This is a genomic window from Pantoea sp. BJ2 (assembly GCF_040255075.1).
Taxonomy (GTDB): domain Bacteria; phylum Pseudomonadota; class Gammaproteobacteria; order Enterobacterales; family Enterobacteriaceae; genus Pantoea; species Pantoea leporis.
The window spans coordinates 317,842-335,867 of the sequence record NZ_CP158292.1; the positions used below are offsets into that span (position 1 = coordinate 317,842).

Annotated in this window: 18 protein-coding genes; 10 read left to right on the forward strand and 8 right to left on the reverse strand. The window is 55.8% G+C overall.

The features are described from left to right. The 3 genes from glgC to glgP all read left to right on the forward strand — a co-directional run bounded on the left by glgC (window position 1) and on the right by glgP (window position 5,259). Complete coding sequence (glgC, locus tag AAF463_RS01375; RefSeq protein ID WP_192236049.1) at window positions 1-1,293, forward strand: glucose-1-phosphate adenylyltransferase; 1,293 nt, start codon at window positions 1-3, stop codon at window positions 1,291-1,293. 63 nt (window positions 1,294-1,356) lie between these two features. Beyond that, window positions 1,357-2,790, forward strand: coding sequence for a glycogen synthase GlgA (gene glgA, locus AAF463_RS01380; protein WP_101763108.1), 1,434 nt, complete (start codon window positions 1,357-1,359; stop codon window positions 2,788-2,790). Window positions 2,791-2,811: 21 nt separating this feature from the next. Beyond that, window positions 2,812-5,259 (forward strand): glycogen phosphorylase, encoded by a 2,448-nt coding sequence (gene glgP / locus AAF463_RS01385; protein WP_101763107.1) that lies wholly within the window; start codon window positions 2,812-2,814, stop codon window positions 5,257-5,259. Between the two features lie 86 nt (window positions 5,260-5,345). Here the strand turns inward: glgP and AAF463_RS01390 are convergent, their stop codons facing one another. Then, window positions 5,346-5,903 carry a DcrB family lipoprotein gene (locus tag AAF463_RS01390; protein ID WP_061718408.1) on the reverse strand — a complete coding sequence of 186 codons (558 nt, stop codon included), beginning with the start codon at window positions 5,901-5,903 and terminating at the stop codon, window positions 5,346-5,348. Window positions 5,904-6,019: 116 nt separating this feature from the next. Continuing rightward, window positions 6,020-6,685, reverse strand: coding sequence for a 7-cyano-7-deazaguanine/7-aminomethyl-7-deazaguanine transporter (locus AAF463_RS01395; RefSeq protein ID WP_271461134.1), 666 nt, complete (start codon window positions 6,683-6,685; stop codon window positions 6,020-6,022). A 192-nt stretch (window positions 6,686-6,877) separates the two neighbouring features. Here AAF463_RS01395 and tusA point away from each other — a divergent pair, with 192 nt between their 5' ends. Beyond that, window positions 6,878-7,123: a sulfurtransferase TusA gene (gene tusA / locus AAF463_RS01400; RefSeq protein WP_036649974.1), complete on the forward strand. Its 246-nt coding sequence runs from the start codon at window positions 6,878-6,880 to the stop codon at window positions 7,121-7,123. Here tusA and AAF463_RS01405 read toward each other — a convergent pair. Further along, window positions 7,120-9,396, reverse strand: a complete 2,277-nt coding sequence (locus AAF463_RS01405; protein WP_271461133.1) for a zinc/cadmium/mercury/lead-transporting ATPase — start codon at window positions 9,394-9,396, stop codon at window positions 7,120-7,122. The two genes, tusA and AAF463_RS01405, sit on opposite strands and share 4 nt — an antisense overlap. A gap of 92 nt (window positions 9,397-9,488) precedes the next feature. Beyond that, the gene (locus tag AAF463_RS01410; protein WP_101763104.1) at window positions 9,489-10,118 is read right to left on the reverse strand and encodes a lysoplasmalogenase; all 630 of its coding nucleotides are present in this window, start codon (window positions 10,116-10,118) and stop codon (window positions 9,489-9,491) included. 164 nt (window positions 10,119-10,282) lie between these two features. Here AAF463_RS01410 and AAF463_RS01415 point away from each other — a divergent pair, with 164 nt between their 5' ends. Further along, on the forward strand, window positions 10,283-10,639 hold the full coding sequence (locus tag AAF463_RS01415) for a DUF2500 domain-containing protein (RefSeq protein WP_101763103.1): 357 nt from the start codon (window positions 10,283-10,285) through the stop codon (window positions 10,637-10,639). A gap of 40 nt (window positions 10,640-10,679) precedes the next feature. Here the strand turns inward: AAF463_RS01415 and AAF463_RS01420 are convergent, their stop codons facing one another. After that, a complete protein-coding gene (locus AAF463_RS01420; RefSeq protein ID WP_350261410.1) occupies window positions 10,680-10,949 on the reverse strand; it encodes a DUF1145 family protein in 270 nt (89 codons plus the stop codon). Continuing rightward, entirely contained in the window at window positions 10,939-11,535 is a 597-nt protein-coding gene (gene rsmD / locus AAF463_RS01425) for a 16S rRNA (guanine(966)-N(2))-methyltransferase (protein WP_101763102.1), read from the reverse strand. The genes AAF463_RS01420 and rsmD overlap by 11 nt, the downstream gene beginning before the upstream one ends. A gap of 232 nt (window positions 11,536-11,767) precedes the next feature. Here rsmD and ftsY point away from each other — a divergent pair, with 232 nt between their 5' ends. The 4 genes from ftsY to rpoH all read left to right on the forward strand — a co-directional run bounded on the left by ftsY (window position 11,768) and on the right by rpoH (window position 15,957). Further along, window positions 11,768-13,213: a signal recognition particle-docking protein FtsY gene (gene ftsY / locus AAF463_RS01430; protein WP_350261411.1), complete on the forward strand. Its 1,446-nt coding sequence runs from the start codon at window positions 11,768-11,770 to the stop codon at window positions 13,211-13,213. 5 nt (window positions 13,214-13,218) lie between these two features. After that, window positions 13,219-13,887 carry a cell division ATP-binding protein FtsE gene (gene ftsE / locus AAF463_RS01435; RefSeq protein WP_008109888.1) on the forward strand — a complete coding sequence of 223 codons (669 nt, stop codon included), beginning with the start codon at window positions 13,219-13,221 and terminating at the stop codon, window positions 13,885-13,887. After that, window positions 13,877-14,860 (forward strand): permease-like cell division protein FtsX, encoded by a 984-nt coding sequence (gene ftsX / locus AAF463_RS01440; protein ID WP_101763100.1) that lies wholly within the window; start codon window positions 13,877-13,879, stop codon window positions 14,858-14,860. The genes ftsE and ftsX overlap by 11 nt, the downstream gene beginning before the upstream one ends. A 239-nt stretch (window positions 14,861-15,099) precedes the next feature. Then, on the forward strand, window positions 15,100-15,957 hold the full coding sequence (gene rpoH / locus AAF463_RS01445; protein ID WP_064737937.1) for an RNA polymerase sigma factor RpoH: 858 nt from the start codon (window positions 15,100-15,102) through the stop codon (window positions 15,955-15,957). 95 nt (window positions 15,958-16,052) lie between these two features. Here rpoH and panM read toward each other — a convergent pair whose 3' ends face one another. Both panM and AAF463_RS01455 read right to left on the reverse strand, forming a co-directional pair. Next, complete coding sequence (gene panM, locus AAF463_RS01450) at window positions 16,053-16,439, reverse strand: aspartate 1-decarboxylase autocleavage activator PanM (RefSeq protein WP_217550088.1); 387 nt, start codon at window positions 16,437-16,439, stop codon at window positions 16,053-16,055. 85 nt (window positions 16,440-16,524) lie between these two features. Then, window positions 16,525-16,650, reverse strand: a complete 126-nt coding sequence (locus AAF463_RS01455; protein WP_255527713.1) for a hypothetical protein — start codon at window positions 16,648-16,650, stop codon at window positions 16,525-16,527. A 191-nt stretch (window positions 16,651-16,841) separates the two neighbouring features. Here AAF463_RS01455 and AAF463_RS01460 point away from each other — a divergent pair, with 191 nt between their 5' ends. Continuing rightward, window positions 16,842-17,969 (forward strand): branched-chain amino acid ABC transporter substrate-binding protein, encoded by a 1,128-nt coding sequence (locus AAF463_RS01460; RefSeq protein ID WP_061718403.1) that lies wholly within the window; start codon window positions 16,842-16,844, stop codon window positions 17,967-17,969. Window positions 17,970-18,026: the final 57 nt, after the last annotated feature.

Genomic DNA, 18,026 nt, shown 5'->3' on the forward strand with positions numbered 1-18,026 from the left:
ATGGTGAAATTAGATAGAACAGATCATCTGATGCTGGCGCGCCAGCTCCCTACACAAACGGTCGCCCTGATCCTTGCTGGCGGGCGCGGTACGCGCCTGAAAGATCTCACCGCGAAACGCGCCAAACCTGCCGTGCACTTCGGTGGCAAGTTCCGCATCATCGACTTTGCGCTGTCCAACTGCATCAACTCGGGCATTCGGCGCATCGGCGTGATCACCCAATATCAGTCGCATACGCTGGTGCAGCACATCCAGCGTGGCTGGTCGCTGTTCAACGAAGAGATGAACGAGTTTGTCGATCTGCTGCCGGCGCAGCAGCGTGCCGCTACCGAACATTGGTATCGCGGGACTGCCGATGCGGTGACGCAAAACCTCGACATTATTCGCCGCTATAACGCGCAGTACATCGTGATCCTCGCCGGGGATCATATCTACAAAATGGATTACTCGCGCATGCTGCTCGACCACGTCGATCGCGGTGCCAAATGCACCATCGCCTGCTTGCCAGTGCCGTTAGCTGAAGCCACGGCGTTTGGGGTGATGGCGGTGGATGCCGAAAACAACGTAATCGATTTTGTCGAAAAACCGCCGAAGCCGCCGTCAATGCCGGGTGACGATACCCGCGCGCTGGCCAGCATGGGCATTTATGTGTTCAATGCCGATTATCTTTATCAGCTGCTGGAAGAGGATCTGCTCGTGGCCGATTCCAGCCACGATTTCGGCAAAGATCTGTTGCCGAAAATCGTCGCCAGCGGCGAGGCGTATGCGCACTCCTTCACGCTCTCCTGCGTGCAGGTTGATGAAAACGCTGAGCCGTACTGGCGCGACGTCGGAACGCTGGAAGCTTACTGGCGCGCCAATCTCGATTTAGCGTCGGTCACGCCTGAGCTGGATATGTACGATCACAGCTGGCCGATTCGTACCCACATGGAGCCGCTGCCGCCGGCGAAATTTGTTCAGGATCGATCCGGTAGCCACGGCATGACAATGAATTCGCTGGTCTCGGGCGGCTGCATCATCTCCGGTTCGGTGGTGGTGAACTCGGTGCTGTTCCCGCGTATTCGCATCAACTCGTTTTGCAATATTGATTCCGCAGTGCTGCTGCCTGATGTGGTGGTTGGCCGATCGTGTCGTCTGCGTCGCTGCGTGATCGATCGCGCCTGCGAACTGCCAGAAGGTATGGTCATTGGCGAAAACCCCGACGAAGACAGCCGTCGTTTTTACCGTTCTGAAGAGGGCATCGTACTGGTGACGCGCGCCATGCTGGCCAAATTGGCCGGAGGCGGTCAGTAAGTGACGAAAGAATATAGAGAAAATTGCCGCGTGGAACGTGTGCGATAACAATAGGGGTTCAGGATGCAGGTTTTACATGTCTGTTCAGAGCTTTTCCCGCTGTTGAAAACCGGCGGACTGGCTGATGTCGTCGGTGCATTACCACAGGCGCAAATAGCCGATGGTACGGATGCGCGGGTGTTGATTCCCGCCTTTCCGGATCTGCGTAAAGGGATTCCTGATACAGAGGTCCTGGCGGAGTTGCAAACTTTTGCGGGACCGGTACGCTTACTTTTTGGACAATTTAACGGCGTTGGTATTTATTTAATCGATGCGCCGGGATTGTATGAACGTCCCGGCAGCCCGTATCACGATACGTCGCAGTTTGCTTACGTCGATAACTATCTGCGTTTTGCGCTGCTGGGCTGGATGGGCGCCGAGATTGCCAGCGGGCTGGATACCGACTGGCAGCCAGATATCGTGCATGCGCATGACTGGCATGCTGGCTTAACCTGCGCTTATATTGCGGCGCGCGGGCGTCCGGCGAAAACGGTGTTCACCGTGCATAATCTGGCGTACCAAGGGCTGTTTTCGGCGCGTCATCTGGATGAGATCCAGATCCCGCGCGCGTTCTTCGACATGCATGGACTGGAGTTCTTCGGGCAAATTTCCTACCTCAAGGCGGGGCTGTTCTTTGCCGATCACATTACGGCGGTCAGCCCGACTTACGCGCTGGAGATTACCCGACCGGAATTTGGTTACGGCATGGAATCACTGCTCGAACAGCGACTGCGTGAAGGGCGCCTGAGCGGGATTTTGAACGGTGTCGATCCGGGCATCTGGGATCCGGCGCACGACCTGCTGCTCACCGCGCGCTACGACAGCGAAACGCTGGAGAGCAAAGCGGAGAACAAGCGCCAGCTGCAAATTGCCATGGGCCTGAAGGTGGATGATAAAGCACCGGTGTTCTGCGTCATCAGCCGTCTGACCAAACAGAAAGGGCTGGATCTGGTGCTGGAAGCGCTACCGGGCTTACTGGCGCAGGGCGGACAGTTGGTGCTGCTCGGTCAGGGCGATGCGGAGCTGCAGCAAGGTTTCCTTGCGGCGGCGGCGGAGCATCCGGGCCGCGTTGGCGTGCAGATTGGTTATCACGAAGCCTTCTCGCACCGCATTGTTGGCGGCGCGGATGTGATTATGGTGCCGAGCCGTTTTGAGCCGTGCGGCTTAACCCAGCTGTATGGTTTGAAATACGGTACGCTGCCGCTGGTGCGTCGCACTGGCGGACTGGCGGATACGGTGCAAGACAGCTCGCTTGAGAATCTGGCGGATGGCGTCGCCAGCGGTTTCACTTTTGAAGACAGTAATGCCTGGTCGCTGCTGCGGGCGATTCGGCGCGCATTTGTTCTGTGGTCTCGTCCTGCACTCTGGCGTTACGTTCAGCGGCAGGCGATGGGGATGGATTTTAGTTGGCAGGTGGCAGCACAAGCCTACCGCGATCTTTATCAACGTTTGCTGTAATGAGAGATTGGGATACTTGATATGAATGCACCTTTCACCTATGCCTCACCCACGCTGACGGTTGATGCACTGAAGCACTCAATCGCCTATAAGCTGATGTTTACTATTGGTAAAGATCCATCGATCGCGAATAAGCATGAGTGGCTCAACGCCGCGCTGCTGGCGGTGCGTGATCGCATGGTGGAACGCTGGCTGCGCTCCAGCCGCGCGCAGCTCTCGCAGGATGTGCGGCAGGTTTATTACCTGTCGATGGAGTTCCTGATGGGGCGCACGCTCGGCAACGCGTTGCTGGCGATGGGCATTTATGAGGATCTCAATCAGGCGCTGGAAGAGATGGGCCTCGACCTCAGCGAACTGATGGAAGAGGAGAACGATCCCGGCCTCGGTAATGGCGGTTTGGGGCGTTTGGCGGCCTGCTTCCTGGATTCGCTCGCCACGCTCGGTTTACCGGGGCGCGGCTACGGCATTCGTTATGACTACGGCATGTTTAAGCAGAATATCGTTGACGGCCAGCAGCGCGAATCGCCGGATTATTGGCTGGAGTACGGCAATCCGTGGGAATTTCAGCGCTTTAATACGCGCTACAAAGTGCGCTTCGGTGGCCGTCTGCAGCATGAAGGCGCGCGGGTGCGCTGGGTGGAAACCGAGGAGATCGTGGCGATGGCTTACGATCAAATCATTCCCGGTTTTGATACCGATGCCACCAACACGCTGCGCTTGTGGGGCGCGCAGGCCAGTAACGAAATCAATCTTGGTAAGTTCAACCAGGGGGATTACTTCGCCGCGGTAGAAGATAAAAACCATTCGGAAAACGTGTCGCGCGTGCTCTATCCCGATGATTCCACCTATTCGGGGCGCGAGCTGCGTCTGCGTCAGGAGTATTTCCTCGTCTCCTCGACGGTGCAGGATATTCTCAATCGTCACTGGCAGATGCATGAAACCTGGGACAATTTGCCGGACAAAATTGCCATCCACCTCAACGATACGCATCCGGTGCTGGCGATCCCGGAACTGATGCGCATACTGATCGACGAGCAGAAATTCAGCTGGGACGATGCCTTTGAAGTGACCTGTCAGGTGTTCTCCTACACCAACCACACGCTGATGACGGAAGCGCTGGAAACCTGGCCAGTGGATATGATTGGCAAGATCCTGCCGCGTCATCTCAGCATTATTTTTGAAATTAACGACTACTTCCTGAAAACCATTCAGGAATATTACCCGGATGATTGGGAGCTGTTAGCGCGCATCTCGATCATCGATGAGAACGACGGCCGCCGCATTCGCATGGCGTGGCTGGCGGTGGTGGTGAGTCACAAAGTTAACGGTGTGTCAGAGTTGCACTCCAATTTGATGGTGCAATCGCTGTTCGCTGACTTCGCGCGTCTGTTCCCGGGCCGTTTCTGCAATAAAACCAACGGCGTGACGCCACGTCGCTGGCTGGCGCTGGCGAATCCGGCGCTCTCCGAGGTGCTGGACGAGGCGATTGGCCGCAACTGGCGCACCGATCTTGGCCAGCTCAACGAATTGACCACGCAGATCGATTATCCGGCCTTTATCCAGCAGATCGCCGACGCCAAGTTTGCCAACAAAAAACGCCTGGCGGATTGGGTGGCGAAGAACATGGATATCGTGCTCGATCCGCATGCGCTGTTTGATGTGCAGATCAAGCGCATCCACGAATACAAACGTCAGCTGCTGAACGTGCTGCACGTTATCACGCGCTACAACCGCATCAAGGCCGATCCCAGCGCTGAATGGGTGCCGCGCGTTAATCTCTTCGCCGGCAAAGCGGCGTCGGCCTATTACGTGGCGAAACACATCATTCACTTGATTAACGACGTCGCCAATGTGATCAACAACGATCCGCAGGTGAAGAACAAGCTGAAGGTGGTGTTCATTCCAAACTATGGCGTGAGCCTGGCGCAGATCATCATTCCGGCGGCGGATCTCTCCGAGCAGATCTCCACTGCCGGTACCGAAGCCTCTGGCACTAGTAACATGAAGTTTGCGCTGAACGGCGCGTTAACCATCGGTACGCTGGATGGTGCCAACGTTGAGATGCTGGAGCATGTCGGCAAGGAGAATATCTTTATCTTCGGTAACACTACGCCGCAGGTCGAGAAGCTGCGCACCGACGGTTACAACCCGCGTAAGTATTATGAGGATGATCCTGAGCTGCATCAGGCGCTGACGCAAATCGCCAGCGGGGTGTTCAGCCCGCAGGAGCCAGGGCGCTATCGCAATCTGTTTGATGCGCTGGTGAACTTCGGCGATCACTATCAGCTGCTGGCGGATTACCGCAGCTATGTGGATACGCAGGACAAGGTGGACAAGCTGTATCGTCAGCCGGATAAGTGGCAACGCAGCGCGGCGCTGAATATCGCCAATATGGGTTATTTCTCGTCGGACCGCACCATTCAGGAATATGCGGATGAGATCTGGCACATTTCGCCAGTGAGATTGTAAAAGTTACACATTTCGTAGCGGCGCAATTTATTGCGCGACGTTTAAAAGACGCGCAATGAATTGCGCCGCTACAATTCGTGCAAAAATTATTTCAACGTGATGCTTTTGACGATCCCATCAGCATCGCTTTGCGCTTGCTGCTGATTATCTGCTGGCAAGGTAATTTGCAGCGTCAGCAGTTTGCCATCCACTTTCGCCAGAATCACCGAAGACCATGAGGTCTGATTGTTGGCAGAAATCACCGTATCCAGCTGCTGTGCCGGCTGGTCTTTCAGCGTCACCGCTTTGTTAGACACCACCTGCAGCTGTGGGTCGCGACCGCGCTGCTGCTGTTCCAGACGCTGTGCCAGCGCATCAAGCGCTTCGTTGGTGGGATCGCCGGCAATCACGATAATCGCGCGCTGACCGGTTTCGTCGGCATAGACGTGCATGTTGGTGGATTCAGAGCCGAGCTTGCCGCTCTTGTCAGACATGCCCGCCGGTAGAGAGAAACTCAGTTTGCCGTCCATCAGGTTAACCGTCTGGGCCGACTGGCTGGCGCTCGCACCGTTGCTGTTCGCTGCCGCATCATCTTTCTTCTGGTCACATGCCGCCAGGCCGATAACCAACAGGCCAATACCCACATATTTCACTACGTTACGCATTCTTTTCCCTTTTACATGATTCCAGTCAGCCGTTATACAAGCGGATTTAGTTAGCAAAAGCAACCGCCGGAGTGTCAGGAAATCTTAGCGTAATGCGGCATTTAGTGTATGTGCAATTAGCCGAAATTGATCTGCTGCTGCGCGGAACGTTCGGCTAAGCGCTTCAGCATGGCATTTAGCAGCACGCCGTAAGCGGGCAGGAAGAAGATCATGCAGATCAGCACCTTGAAGCTGTAATCCACCAGTGCGATTTCGACCCAATGCGTGGCCATAAATTGATCTGGGCTCTTGTAGAAGGCGATGAAAAAGAAGGCCAGCGTATCGCTGATATTACCGAGGAACATCGCTGCCGCTGGCGCAATCCACCACTGCGATAAACGGCGCAAACGGTTAAAAACGTGCACATCGAGGATTTGTCCCAGCGCATAAGCCATAAAGCTGGCGCAGGCGATACGGGCAACAAACAGATTCATCTCTTCCAGTGACGCCCAACCTTGCCATTCGCCCTGATAGAACACGCAGGAAACAATGTAGGAGATCACTAGCGCGGGAATCATCACCGCCAGAATAATGCGACGTGCCAGCGGCGCGCCAAAGATGCGCACGGTCAGATCGGTGGCGAGGAAAATAAACGGAAAGCTAAACGCGCCCCAAGTGGTGTGGAAGCCGAAGATGGAAACCGGCAGCTGGACCAGATAGTTACTGGAGGTGATCACCAGCAGATGGAATAGCGATAGCCAAAACAGCGCATGCATGCGCTGACGTGCAGAGAAGTTAATCATTGTAAGCCTTTTTAGTGATGGGGTGAGGGAACCCAGGTTCGTGCATTGGCACGGTGGTAAATAAAAAATCGGCGGCATCTTAACGCGTTGCGCAATTTATGCAATGGTTAATTTTAACGCAATCGTTATCGCCTTGCGTTGGCTTATTCGCGCGCTAGAATGAGCGCCCATCCCTAACAACGACAGAGAATCATGAGCGATCCCTTTTCTGCGCCAGACCATCAGCTTGATGCCCTTGGCCTGCGCTGCCCGGAGCCGGTAATGATGGTGCGTAAAACCGTGCGCAGCATGCAGGCCGGTGAAACCTTGCTGATCATTGCTGACGATCCCGCCACCACGCGCGATATCCCTGGTTTCTGCCGCTTTATGGAGCATGAGTTGCTGGCACAGCAGACCGAAAGCTTGCCGTACCAGTTTCTGATTAAAAAAGGCGCCTAACGCTGACGCAGCAAGCGCAGCGCGTTGGCTGTCACCAGTGCGGTGGCACCGGAATCCGCTAAGACCGCCAGCCACAAACCGGTGAAGCCGAGCAGCGTGGTGACCAGAAAAATCGCCTTTAATCCCAACGCCAGCGCCACGTTCTGACGAATGATGGCACGCGTGCGCCGTGCCAGCACAATGGTGCGCGGCAGAATCGCCAGCTGATTTTGCGTTAATGCCACATCTGCGGCTTCCAGCGCCACATCGGTGCCGCTGCCCATCGCAATGCCGATGGTGGCGGCTTTCATGGCGGGCGCATCGTTAATGCCATCGCCGACCATTGCCAATGCGTGCTGTGTGCCTAACGTCCTCACCGCCGCAACTTTATCGGCGGGCAGTAAACCTGCGCGATAATCGATGTTGAGCTTAGCGGCAATGGCCGCAGCCGCGCGTGGATTGTCGCCGGTCAGCATCATGCTGTTAACACCAAGCTTCTTCAGTTCAGACAGCGCGCTGAGGGCTTCAGCGCGCAACTGATCCTGCAAGGCTAACGCGCCAAGAACCTGCTGCTCCTGCAACAGCAGCACCACGGTTTGGCCTTGCGCTTCCAGCTGAGCAATCTGCTGCTGTTGTGCATTATCAAGATGGCTGACTTCGCGCGGCGCCAGCAGTTGATAGGTCACGCCATCTATCGCAGCACGAATACCACTGCCGGCCAGCGTTTGCTGCTGTGCAGCTTGCGGAAGCCTGAGCGCGCGCCGCTCGGCCTCGCTGACAATCGCCCGCGCCAGCGGATGGGTGGAACCCTGTTCTACGGCGGCGGCGATGGTGAGCAAGTTGTTTTCCGCCATCGCGGCAAATGGCTGGATGTGGCTGATCTGCGGTTTACCGGCGGTCAGCGTGCCGGTTTTGTCGAACGCCATCATATTTACGCGACTGAGCCGCTCCAGCGCCGCGCCGCCTTTGATCAGCGCGCCCTGACGCGCGGCAGCAGCCAGGCCGGAAGTGATGGCGGCTGGCGTGGAGATCACCAGCGCACAAGGGCAACCAATCAGCAACAGCGTCAGCCCTTTATAAATCCACGGCAACCACGCACCAAAACCCAGCAGCGGCGGCAGCACCATCACCAGCAGCGCCAGCAGCATAATGGCGGGCGTATAGATGCGGCTGAAGCGATCGATAAAACGCTCAACCGGCGCACGATGGGTTTCGGCTTCCTCAATCAGTTGCAGGATGCGGTCAATGGCACTTTGGCCCGGCTGGGAAATGACTTTCAGCGTCACCAGACGATCAAGGCTGGTGGCACCGGCCATGATCTGCTCGCCTGGCTCACGCGCTACCGGCAACGATTCACCGGTCAGCGCGCTTTCATCAAAGCTGGCGCTGGCGTGCAGCAGTTCGCCATCGGCGGGTAAACGTCCGCCGGCCGCCACTTCAATCACATCGCCGGGCTGCAGCGCTTCTAAGCGGACGTTTTCCCGCTGTGTGCCGTTGATGCGCGTGGCGGTAGCGGGACGCAGCGCCATCAGCGCGGTGACGCCACGGCGTGCGCGTGCGGCGGCGTACGCTTCGAGGCGTTCACCCAGTTGAAACAGCAGGAGCACCATCGCGGCTTCGGCGTGCGCGCCAATCACCAGCGCACCAGCGGCGGCAATGGTCATCAGCATCTCAATGCTGAACGGCGAACCGCTACGCAGCAGTTTCCAGGCGCTGCGCGCGATCGGCGCTAAACCTAACAACGTGGTGGCGATAAACAGGCGATCGCCCCAAACCGGCGAAAGCTGGCTCAGCAGCCAACTGGCGAGCATCATTCCGCCAAGCAGCAGCAAACCGGCGTTTTCCTGCCAGCGGCTTTCGGGTTGTGGAGGCGATGGGGAATCGCTGGCGCTCAGCGCGAAGCCGGCATTTTTCACCACCTGTTCGATGGTGGCGCGGATATCCTGGTCGGCATCGACCACCAGTTTTTCACTGGCAAAAATCACGCGTGCTTGCTGAACCTGCGGTACACGTTGCACGGCGGTTTCGATTTTACGCGCGCAGCTGGGGCAATCCATGCCCGCAATCTGCCAGCGGAATTGATGTGAAGAGAGGGCGGGCCTGTCGCTTTCGGCGTCGCTTTCGCCGCCTGGCGATCCGCTGTCGCTGTCACAGCAGCCGCAATCGCTGTCTGGCGTGATGGGCTGCGCCGCGGAGATGTTCAATGTTGCGGGTTTTACGCTGCGAATCGAGCATAGCGGCTGTGGCTGACGATGTGATTTGCCACAGCGGCAAGGGTGAGCATGTTGATGCATGTAACCTCCGGAATCAGGGGCGGGCTGTTGCCCGCACCCTAATGCTACACTCTGGAGTGGACTCCAGAGTCAAGCGGAAGGTAAGGTTATCTTCAGTAGAGCCACAGTGAACGCACAATCATGAAGTGACCGGCGAAGTAGCAAGCGGCGACAATCGCGCTATCGGCGCTGAAACGGCGGCGATAATGCGAGATAAACCAGACAATATTGGCTAACAGCAGCAACGCGGCACCCACCAGCAGCGAGAAACTGAAGTCAGTTGGACGGAAGAAGTAGTTCTCCGCCGCCATCCAGTTCATCACTAGCGTCATGCCGATCAAGGTGCAGATAGGCCAGCGCAGATCTTCCAGTTTGCTCCACAGAATCCCGATAACGATCACGCCAATGATCAGGAAGGTGAGGGGAATCGGCCAGAAGAAACTCATGGTCATGTGTGCGGCAAAACTGATGGTGTACAGCAGATGCGACAGGAAGAATGCGCCCAGCGCATAGAGCATTTGCTGACGCGGTAACAGCATTAACGCGTCACCCACCAGCGTGGCGACCAGCCCGGCCAGAATCAAATAATCGGTGGTGTTGAAGGTTGGCGCTTGCCACGCCCAGGCAACGAGCAACAGTAAGGTGACAGGTTTAAATAGCCAGCGTTGCCATTGCGGACCGCGGTATGAAGCATCGACGTAAAGCCAGCCGGAAAAAAGTACGGCAAGGAAAGACCAAAGCATGTTTTCTCCCTTTTCTGGACGAAATGTCCGCCAGTTTGATGAATTTTCCCAAAATCACGATCTCAGTGTAAGTTACCGGCGCCAAATGTGACAATCAGCCGACTCTGGTTGTATGCTTTGTCGTCTTTACCCGTTCCGAATCAACGCAAAGCACGAGATAAATCATGAGCAAACCACCGCTAATCTTTTTCATCGTACTGGCCATTATTGCCGTTTTGGCGACCCGTCAGTTTATTAAACAGCGCCGCGAAACGGCGGTGAACGATGCCTCGCCGGTGCGCTCGCTGAGCGTGGAAGTGAAAACCAAACGCGAATTTCCGTCGCCCAATCGCCGTTCACGTCAGCGTGAAGAGATTGTGGCGGAAGAGATGAAATATGAAGCCTGGTTCCATCCGTTGAACGGTGCCAGCGATATTAAAGTGACGGTGAATGCGAACCAGTATCACCAGATCGATAAAGGCGCGAAGGGCGAGTTGAAGATGAAAGGCACGCGTTTTGTGAGTTTTACTCCGGCCCAATAGGGCCGCCATTCATGGCGACCTGGCTATAAACCGCACGAAACTACATCTTCGGATAATGCTTTTTCTGCCACGCCAGCAGCTCAAACACGCCAAAAAAGAAGATCTTCGCCTGGGTTACGCCGCTCAGTTTTGGGGCGTCTTTGGGCTGGGTGGCGCGCAGCAACACCAGCTGCAGGCCGTGCATAATCACCATAAAGAACAGCGCCACGTGCACGAAATAGCGCAGCGGCGTTGGGAAAGGTTGCAGCAGATTAAGCAATAAAAAGGCCCAGACGCAAATCATCAGCAAACGTCCCAAATTAAGCCACATCGTGCGTCTCCTGTTGGCGTTGATATAAGCGATAAGCCACCTGACCGGCAATCTTCTCGCGGTACAAATCCCAATTTGCGGGTGCGACAGGTGTGCCGTTTTCCACTTCGCTCTCGACATAAATCAGCGCTTCAGCCGCTAACCAGCCATTTTGCTCCAGCAGCGACAATGTTTCCTGTAACAGCCCTTTACGGAAAGGCGGGTCAACAAACACCACGTCAAACGGTTCGCCCGGCTGGCTTAACCACTGCAGCGTGTTGGTTTGCACCACTTTTGCCTGCGTAGCACGCAGCGTTTGCAGATTCTGTGACAGCTGTTGCGCCACCGAACGCTCCAGCTCCAGCAGCGTGGCCGACGCTGCATAGCGAGACAGCGCTTCCAGCCCTAACGCGCCGCTGCCGGCGAAGCAATCGAGGCAGCGCGCTTCCTGAATATCCGGCGCCAGCCAGTTAAACAGGGTTTCACGTACGCGATCGGTGGTCGGGCGCAAACCTGCGCTATCCGGCACCGGTAATTTACGGCCGCGCCACTGACCGCCAATGATGCGGATCTGGCCAGCGCTGCTGCTGCGGGGGGATTTACTCATTTCGCTCACAACTCGTCATATTTTGTTGCGTAGTTTAACGGGCGTAGCGGGCAGAAGAAACGTTAAAAAAGGGTGCTGTGGTGCGCTGGCTGGAAAGTGTTAGACTACTGAGTTGGTGTAGCGCGCGTAATTACCTGATTTTTACGCCGCTCACCCGCTTAAAATTGAATATTTTATCCCCTGGGAACAAGCGTGCTACCGGGAATAAGCCATCGAGGAGTAGGGGCACACAATGGCAAAAGAGAAAAAACGCGGCTTTTTTTCCTGGTTAGGCTTTGGCAAAGAAGAAGAGACGCAACAACCTGCTGAAGAGCAGCAGCAAACTGCCGAGGTGGTCGCTGAGCCTGCCGTTGAAGAGAGTGCGCTCGATCGCGCCGAAGCGCAGGCTGTTGAAACCGTCGCCGTCACCGAACAGGTGGCGGAACAGCAGCAGGTTGAACCGGAACTGATTGAAGAGCCGGTCATCGAGCCGCAGGAACCTGAGCCGGTTACCGCAATCGTTGAAGAGGTGCTGCCAGAAGAGATAGCAGCGCCGGATGTGGCACCTATCGAAGAAGAGCCGCAGCTGGAAGAGCTGGCGCTTGATGAGCCTGAACTGCATGAAGAAGCGCCATTAACTGACGAAGAACTGGAAGCGCTGGCGTTAGCGGAAACCTATGCGGAAGATGCTGAGCTAGCCGAAGCCACGCAGGATACCGTGAGCGATCTGCCGCTGGCCGCTGCGCCAATCATCGCGCAGGAGCAGGAGCGTCCGACCAAAGAGGGCTTCTTCGCCCGACTGAAACGCAGCCTGGTAAAAACCCGAGAAAACCTCGGTTCTGGCTTTATCAGCCTGTTCCGCGGCAAGAAAATCGATGACGATCTGTTTGAAGAGCTGGAAGAGCAGCTACTGATTGCCGACGTTGGCGTCGAAACCACCCGCCGCATCATCACCAATCTGACACAACAGGCCAACCGCAAGCAGCTACGCGATGCGGAAGCGCTGTATGGCCTGCTGAAAGCGGAAATGTCCGGTATTCTGGAAAAAGTGGATCAGCCGCTGGAAGTGGGTGGCAAAATGCCATTCGTCATCCTGATGGTGGGCGTCAATGGCGTGGGTAAAACCACCACCATCGGTAAGCTGGCGCGTCAGTATCAGGCGCAGGGCAAATCGGTGATGCTGGCAGCGGGCGATACCTTCCGTGCCGCCGCCGTTGAGCAGCTGCAGGTTTGGGGCCAGCGCAACAACATTCCTGTGGTGGCGCAGCATACCGGCGCAGATTCTGCCTCGGTGATTTTTGACGCCATCCAGGCGGCCAAGTCGCGCAATGTGGATGTACTGATCGCCGATACCGCTGGTCGTCTGCAGAACAAATCGCACCTGATGGAAGAGCTGAAGAAAATTACCCGCGTGATGAAGAAGCTGGACGAAGATGCGCCGCATGAAGTGATGCTGACGCTCGACGCCAGCACCGGGCAAAACGCTATCAGCCAGGCCAAACTGTTCCATGAAGCGGTGGGCCTGACCGGCATCACCCTGACGAAACTGGATGGAACCGCCAAAGGTGGCGTGATCTTCTCGGTTGCCGATCAGTTCGGCATTCCGATTCGTTATATCGGTGTTGGGGAAGGCATCGAGGATTTACGGCCGTTTAAGGCCGCAGACTTTATTGAGGCACTGTTTGCCCGAGAGGAATGATTGGGATGATTCGCTTTGAAGAGGTCAGTAAAGCTTACCTGGGAGGACGTCAGGCGCTGCAGGGAGTGGATTTCCATCTGCGTCCCGGCGAAATGGCGTTCCTGACCGGCCATTCCGGTGCGGGGAAAAGTACCTTACTAAAGCTGATTTGTGGCATTGAGCGCCCGAGCGCCGGGCAGATCTGGTTTAGCGGCCACGATATTTCGCGTCTGCGTCACAGCGAAGTGCCTTTCCTGCGACGTCAAATCGGCATGATTTTCCAGGATCACCATTTGTTGATGGATCGTTCGGTCTACGACAACGTGGCGATCCCGCTGATCATTTCCGGTGCCAGCGGCGAAGATATTCGTCGGCGCGTGTCGGCCGCGCTGGATAAAGTCGGCCTGCTCGACAAAGCGAAAAGCTATCCGATTCAGCTCTCTGGCGGTGAACAGCAGCGCGTTGGCATTGCCCGCGCGGTGGTGAACAAGCCTGCGGTGCTGCTGGCGGATGAACCCACCGGGAACCTCGACAATGCGCTGTCGGAAGACATCCTGCGCCTGTTCGAAGAGTTCAACCGCGTTGGTGTCACGGTGTTGATGGCAACGCACGATGTCGGGCTGATTGCACGCCGGAATTACCGCGTGATGACGCTCAATCAGGGACGTCTGCACGGAGGCCACGATGGTCAATAAACGCAACAAGCGCGCACCAGCGCCGAAGGCGAAACAGCCCTCTAAAAGCAAGGCGCTGAAAGGCGGCTGGCAGGAACAGTGGCGCTATGCGCTGCGCGGCACGCTGTCGGATATGTGGCGTCAGCCGCTGGCGACGCTGCTGACGGTGATGGTGATCGCCATTTCCCTGACGCTGCCGAGCGTGTGCTACATGGTGTGGAAGAACGTCAGCCAGGCGGCGACGCAGTGGTATCCCGCGCCGCAGCTAACGGTTTATCTGGATAAAGCGCTGGATGACACTGCAGCGGAGAATGTCACCGCGCAGCTCAAGCAGCTCGATGGCGTGGACAACGTCAACTATCTGACGCGTGAAGAAGCGTTGAATGAGTTCCGCAACTGGTCTGGTTTTGGTGGTTCGATGGACATGCTGGAGCAGAATCCGCTGCCGGCGGTGGCCATCATCACGCCGAAACTTAATTTCCAGAATTCGGACACCATGGCGAATCTGCGCGATCGCGTATCTAAAGTGCAGGGCGTTGATGAAGTGCGTATGGATGACAGCTGGTTCGCGCGTTTAGCGGCGCTAACCGGGCTGGTGGGACAGATTGCCTCAATGATTGGCCTGCTGATGGTGGTTGCGGTGTTCCTGGTGATCGGCAACAGCGTGCGGCTCAGCATCTTTGCGCGGCGCGATACTATTAACGTGCAGAAGCTGATTGGTGCCACTGACGGCTTTATCCTGCGTCCATTCCTGTACGGCGGTGCGCTGTTAGGTTTGGGCGGCGCGGTGCTGTCGCTGCTGCTCTCCGAAGTGCTGGTGTTGCGCCTGCAATCGGTGGTGGCGCAAGTAGCAACCGTATTCGGTACCACCTTTGTGCTGGAGGGTTTCTCCTGGGATGAAGGGCTGCTGTTACTGCTGATCGCCGCCATCATCGGCTGGATTGCCGCCTGGCTGGCAACAGTGCAACATTTACGCCGTTTTACGCCGCAGTAACCAAAAGCAACGTTTTTTGCTATACTCTTCCTCTGCTGCCGACGACCTGGGAGCAGAGGAATTCTCCTATATCCCCCGCCGTCATCTGTGTGTAAAATATTCACTGCTATAATTGAACTTGTGGATAACTTTGTCGTCCAAGTAGCACAGATTGCTTCTGGTTTTTTCGCGACGTTGACATAATGTAGCGTTTGCGCAAGGAACTGTGCAGCAAGTCCATTGAATTTGTGAGGGTTTGAATGACCAAAGAAATGCAAACTTTAGCGATTGCTCCTCTGGGTAACCTGGAATCTTACGTTCGGGCTGCCAACAACTGGCCGGTGCTGACGGCAGAAGAGGAAAAAGCATTGGCTGAGCGGCTGCATTACCAGGGCGATCTGGATGCAGCAAAGACGCTGATCCTGTCTCACCTGCGCTTTGTTGTTCATATTGCTCGTAACTACTCCGGTTACGGCTTGCCGCAGGCGGACCTGATTCAGGAAGGTAACATCGGCCTGATGAAGGCGGTGCGTCGCTTCAACCCTGAAGTCGGCGTGCGCCTGGTGTCGTTTGCCGTGCACTGGATTAAAGCAGAGATTCACGAATACGTGCTGCGTAACTGGCGTATCGTGAAAGTCGCGACCACCAAAGCGCAGCGCAAGCTGTTCTTTAACCTGCGTAAAAGCAAACAGCGTCTCGGTTGGTTTAACCAGGACGAAGTAGAAATGGTCGCACGCGAGCTGGGCGTGAGCAGTAAAGACGTGCTGGAAATGGAATCGCGCATGGCTGCGCAGGATATGACTTTCGACATGTCATCTGATGATGAAGCAGGCGAAGGTAAAGCGATGGCGCCGGTGCTGTATCTGCAGGATAAAACCTCTGACTTTGCCGATGGCATCGAAGAGGACAACTGGGATGCACATGCGGCTGATAAGCTGAGCGATGCGATGCTGAGCCTCGACGAGCGTAGTCAGGACATTATCCGTGCCCGCTGGCTGGACGATGACAACAAAACCACGCTGCAGGAGTTGGCCGACAAATACGGCGTCTCTGCGGAGCGCGTGCGTCAGCTGGAAAAGAACGCCATGAAGAAACTGCGTGTGGCGATTGAAGCCTGATAGTGATCGGGTGGAAAAACGGGGCGACTTTTAAGTCGCCCTTTTTATTACCTGGTCGCTACGCATCACGTTCAGGCATTCCGCGCGACATCCTTTCAACGTACCCAACCATCAGCCTGCGCACGAAAACCACAAGCCTGCATAAACGCCGCACGCACCCCCTGTTCGGCGTCGCCGTCATCGGCAATCCACCAATCTGCTAACGCGCTATTCTGCGCGATCGTCTCTTCCAGCAAGTATTGCCCCACGCCACGTCGACGCGTGACTTCGCGAACGTTGAGGTGGGTAATTTTCCCCTGCGTGCCGCTGAGGGTCAGCTGCAGCGCCGCCAGTAATCGGTCGTTAAAACGCGCCGCATACAAACGCTGCGTATCGCTGAGTTGTGCTTCCAGTTGCACAATATCGATTTCCGGCCAGACTTTAGCTAAATCGATACGATCCTGAGCGGTTAACGATGCTAAGCGCTGGATTGTCAGCTTCATACCTAATACCTGTACTAGTGCAAAGGCGATAGTGTAGCGAATTTAGACAGTCAGAGCGCTGTCACTTTTTTCTGATGAAAATAGGTCAAATGCCGGTCAGTTTGCCAGGATTGTGGAGTAAGCCATCAACGATAGTTGAAAAAGCCAGCATAACGCGCTGGTATCCTGCTGAAAAATCGGCCATAACAACCAGACGATTCTGCTGATCCACTCAGTCAATTCTGAATATGTCAGTTGATTTACAGAAGAAAGTTCCTGTTTAATAACCTGAAAAATAAAGCCTTATTACCTATAAATGCCAGAAAAGCGCGCTAACCCATTATTGCAGAATGAGTTTTCCTCTTTGACTGGCAGAAAATAAACAATCACAACAAACACGACACAACAGATGGGGAAGTTCGCATGAAAATGAGTAAAGGACGCGCATTACTGGCGGGCTGCGTTGCCCTGGCGATGAGCCATGCGGCGCTGGCTAAAGACATCAAAATTGCCATCGTAGGCGCATCAACCGGTCCGGTCGCGCAGTACGGTGACATGCAGTTTACCGGTGCCGCGCAGGCGATTAAGGACATCAACGCCAAAGGCGGCGTTAACGGTGACAAACTGGTTGGCGTGGAATATGACGATGCCTGTGACCCGAAACAAGCGGTTGCGGTTGCCAACAAAGTGGTTAATGACGGCATCAAATACGTTATCGGTCATCTGTGCTCCTCCTCTACTCAGCCAGCTTCAGACATCTATAACGATGAAGGCGTGCTGATGATCACCCCAGCCGCTACCGCGCCTGAACTGACTGCACGTGGCTATGCTGACGTGCTGCGTACTACTGGCCTGGATTCCGATCAGGGCCCAACGGCGGCGACCTACATCCTCGACCACATCAAGCCAAAACGTATCGCTGTGGTGCATGACAAACAGCAATATGGTCAGGGCCTGGCGGAATCGGTGCAGAAAACCCTGAAAGCCAAAGGCGGCAACGTGGTGCTGTTTGAAGGTATCACCGCCGGTGATAAAGACTTCTCCACGCTGATTGCGCGTCTGAAGAAAGAAAACGTCGATTTCGTTTACTACGGTGGCTATTACCCGGAGCTGGGCCAGATTCTGCGTCAGGCAAAATCCGCTGGCCTGAATGCCGGCTTCATGGGTCCGGAAGGCGTGGGCAATGCTTCTCTGTCTAACATCGCTGGCGATGCGTCTGAAGGCCTGTTCGTGACCCTGCCGAAACGTTATGACCAGCTGCCAGAGAACAAGGCGATTGTTGATGCGATTAAAGCCAACACCGCGTCTAACCGCAAAGATCCAACCGGTCCGTTCGTCTGGACCACCTACGCGGCGATTCAGTCGCTGGTGGCCGGAATCGAACGCAGCAAGAGCGATGAGCCTGATGCAATTGCGAAGAACCTGAAAGAGGGCGCTGCCGTTCCAACCGTGATGGGCAACCTGAACTGGGATGAGAAGGGTGACCTGAAGGGCTTCGAATTTGGTGTCTTCAAATGGCACAAAGACGGCTCTTCTACCGCAGTTAAGTAATCCCCCAAAATTCCCTTTCCCGCACGCGGGAGAGGGAATTATTCAGCTCCAGAGCAG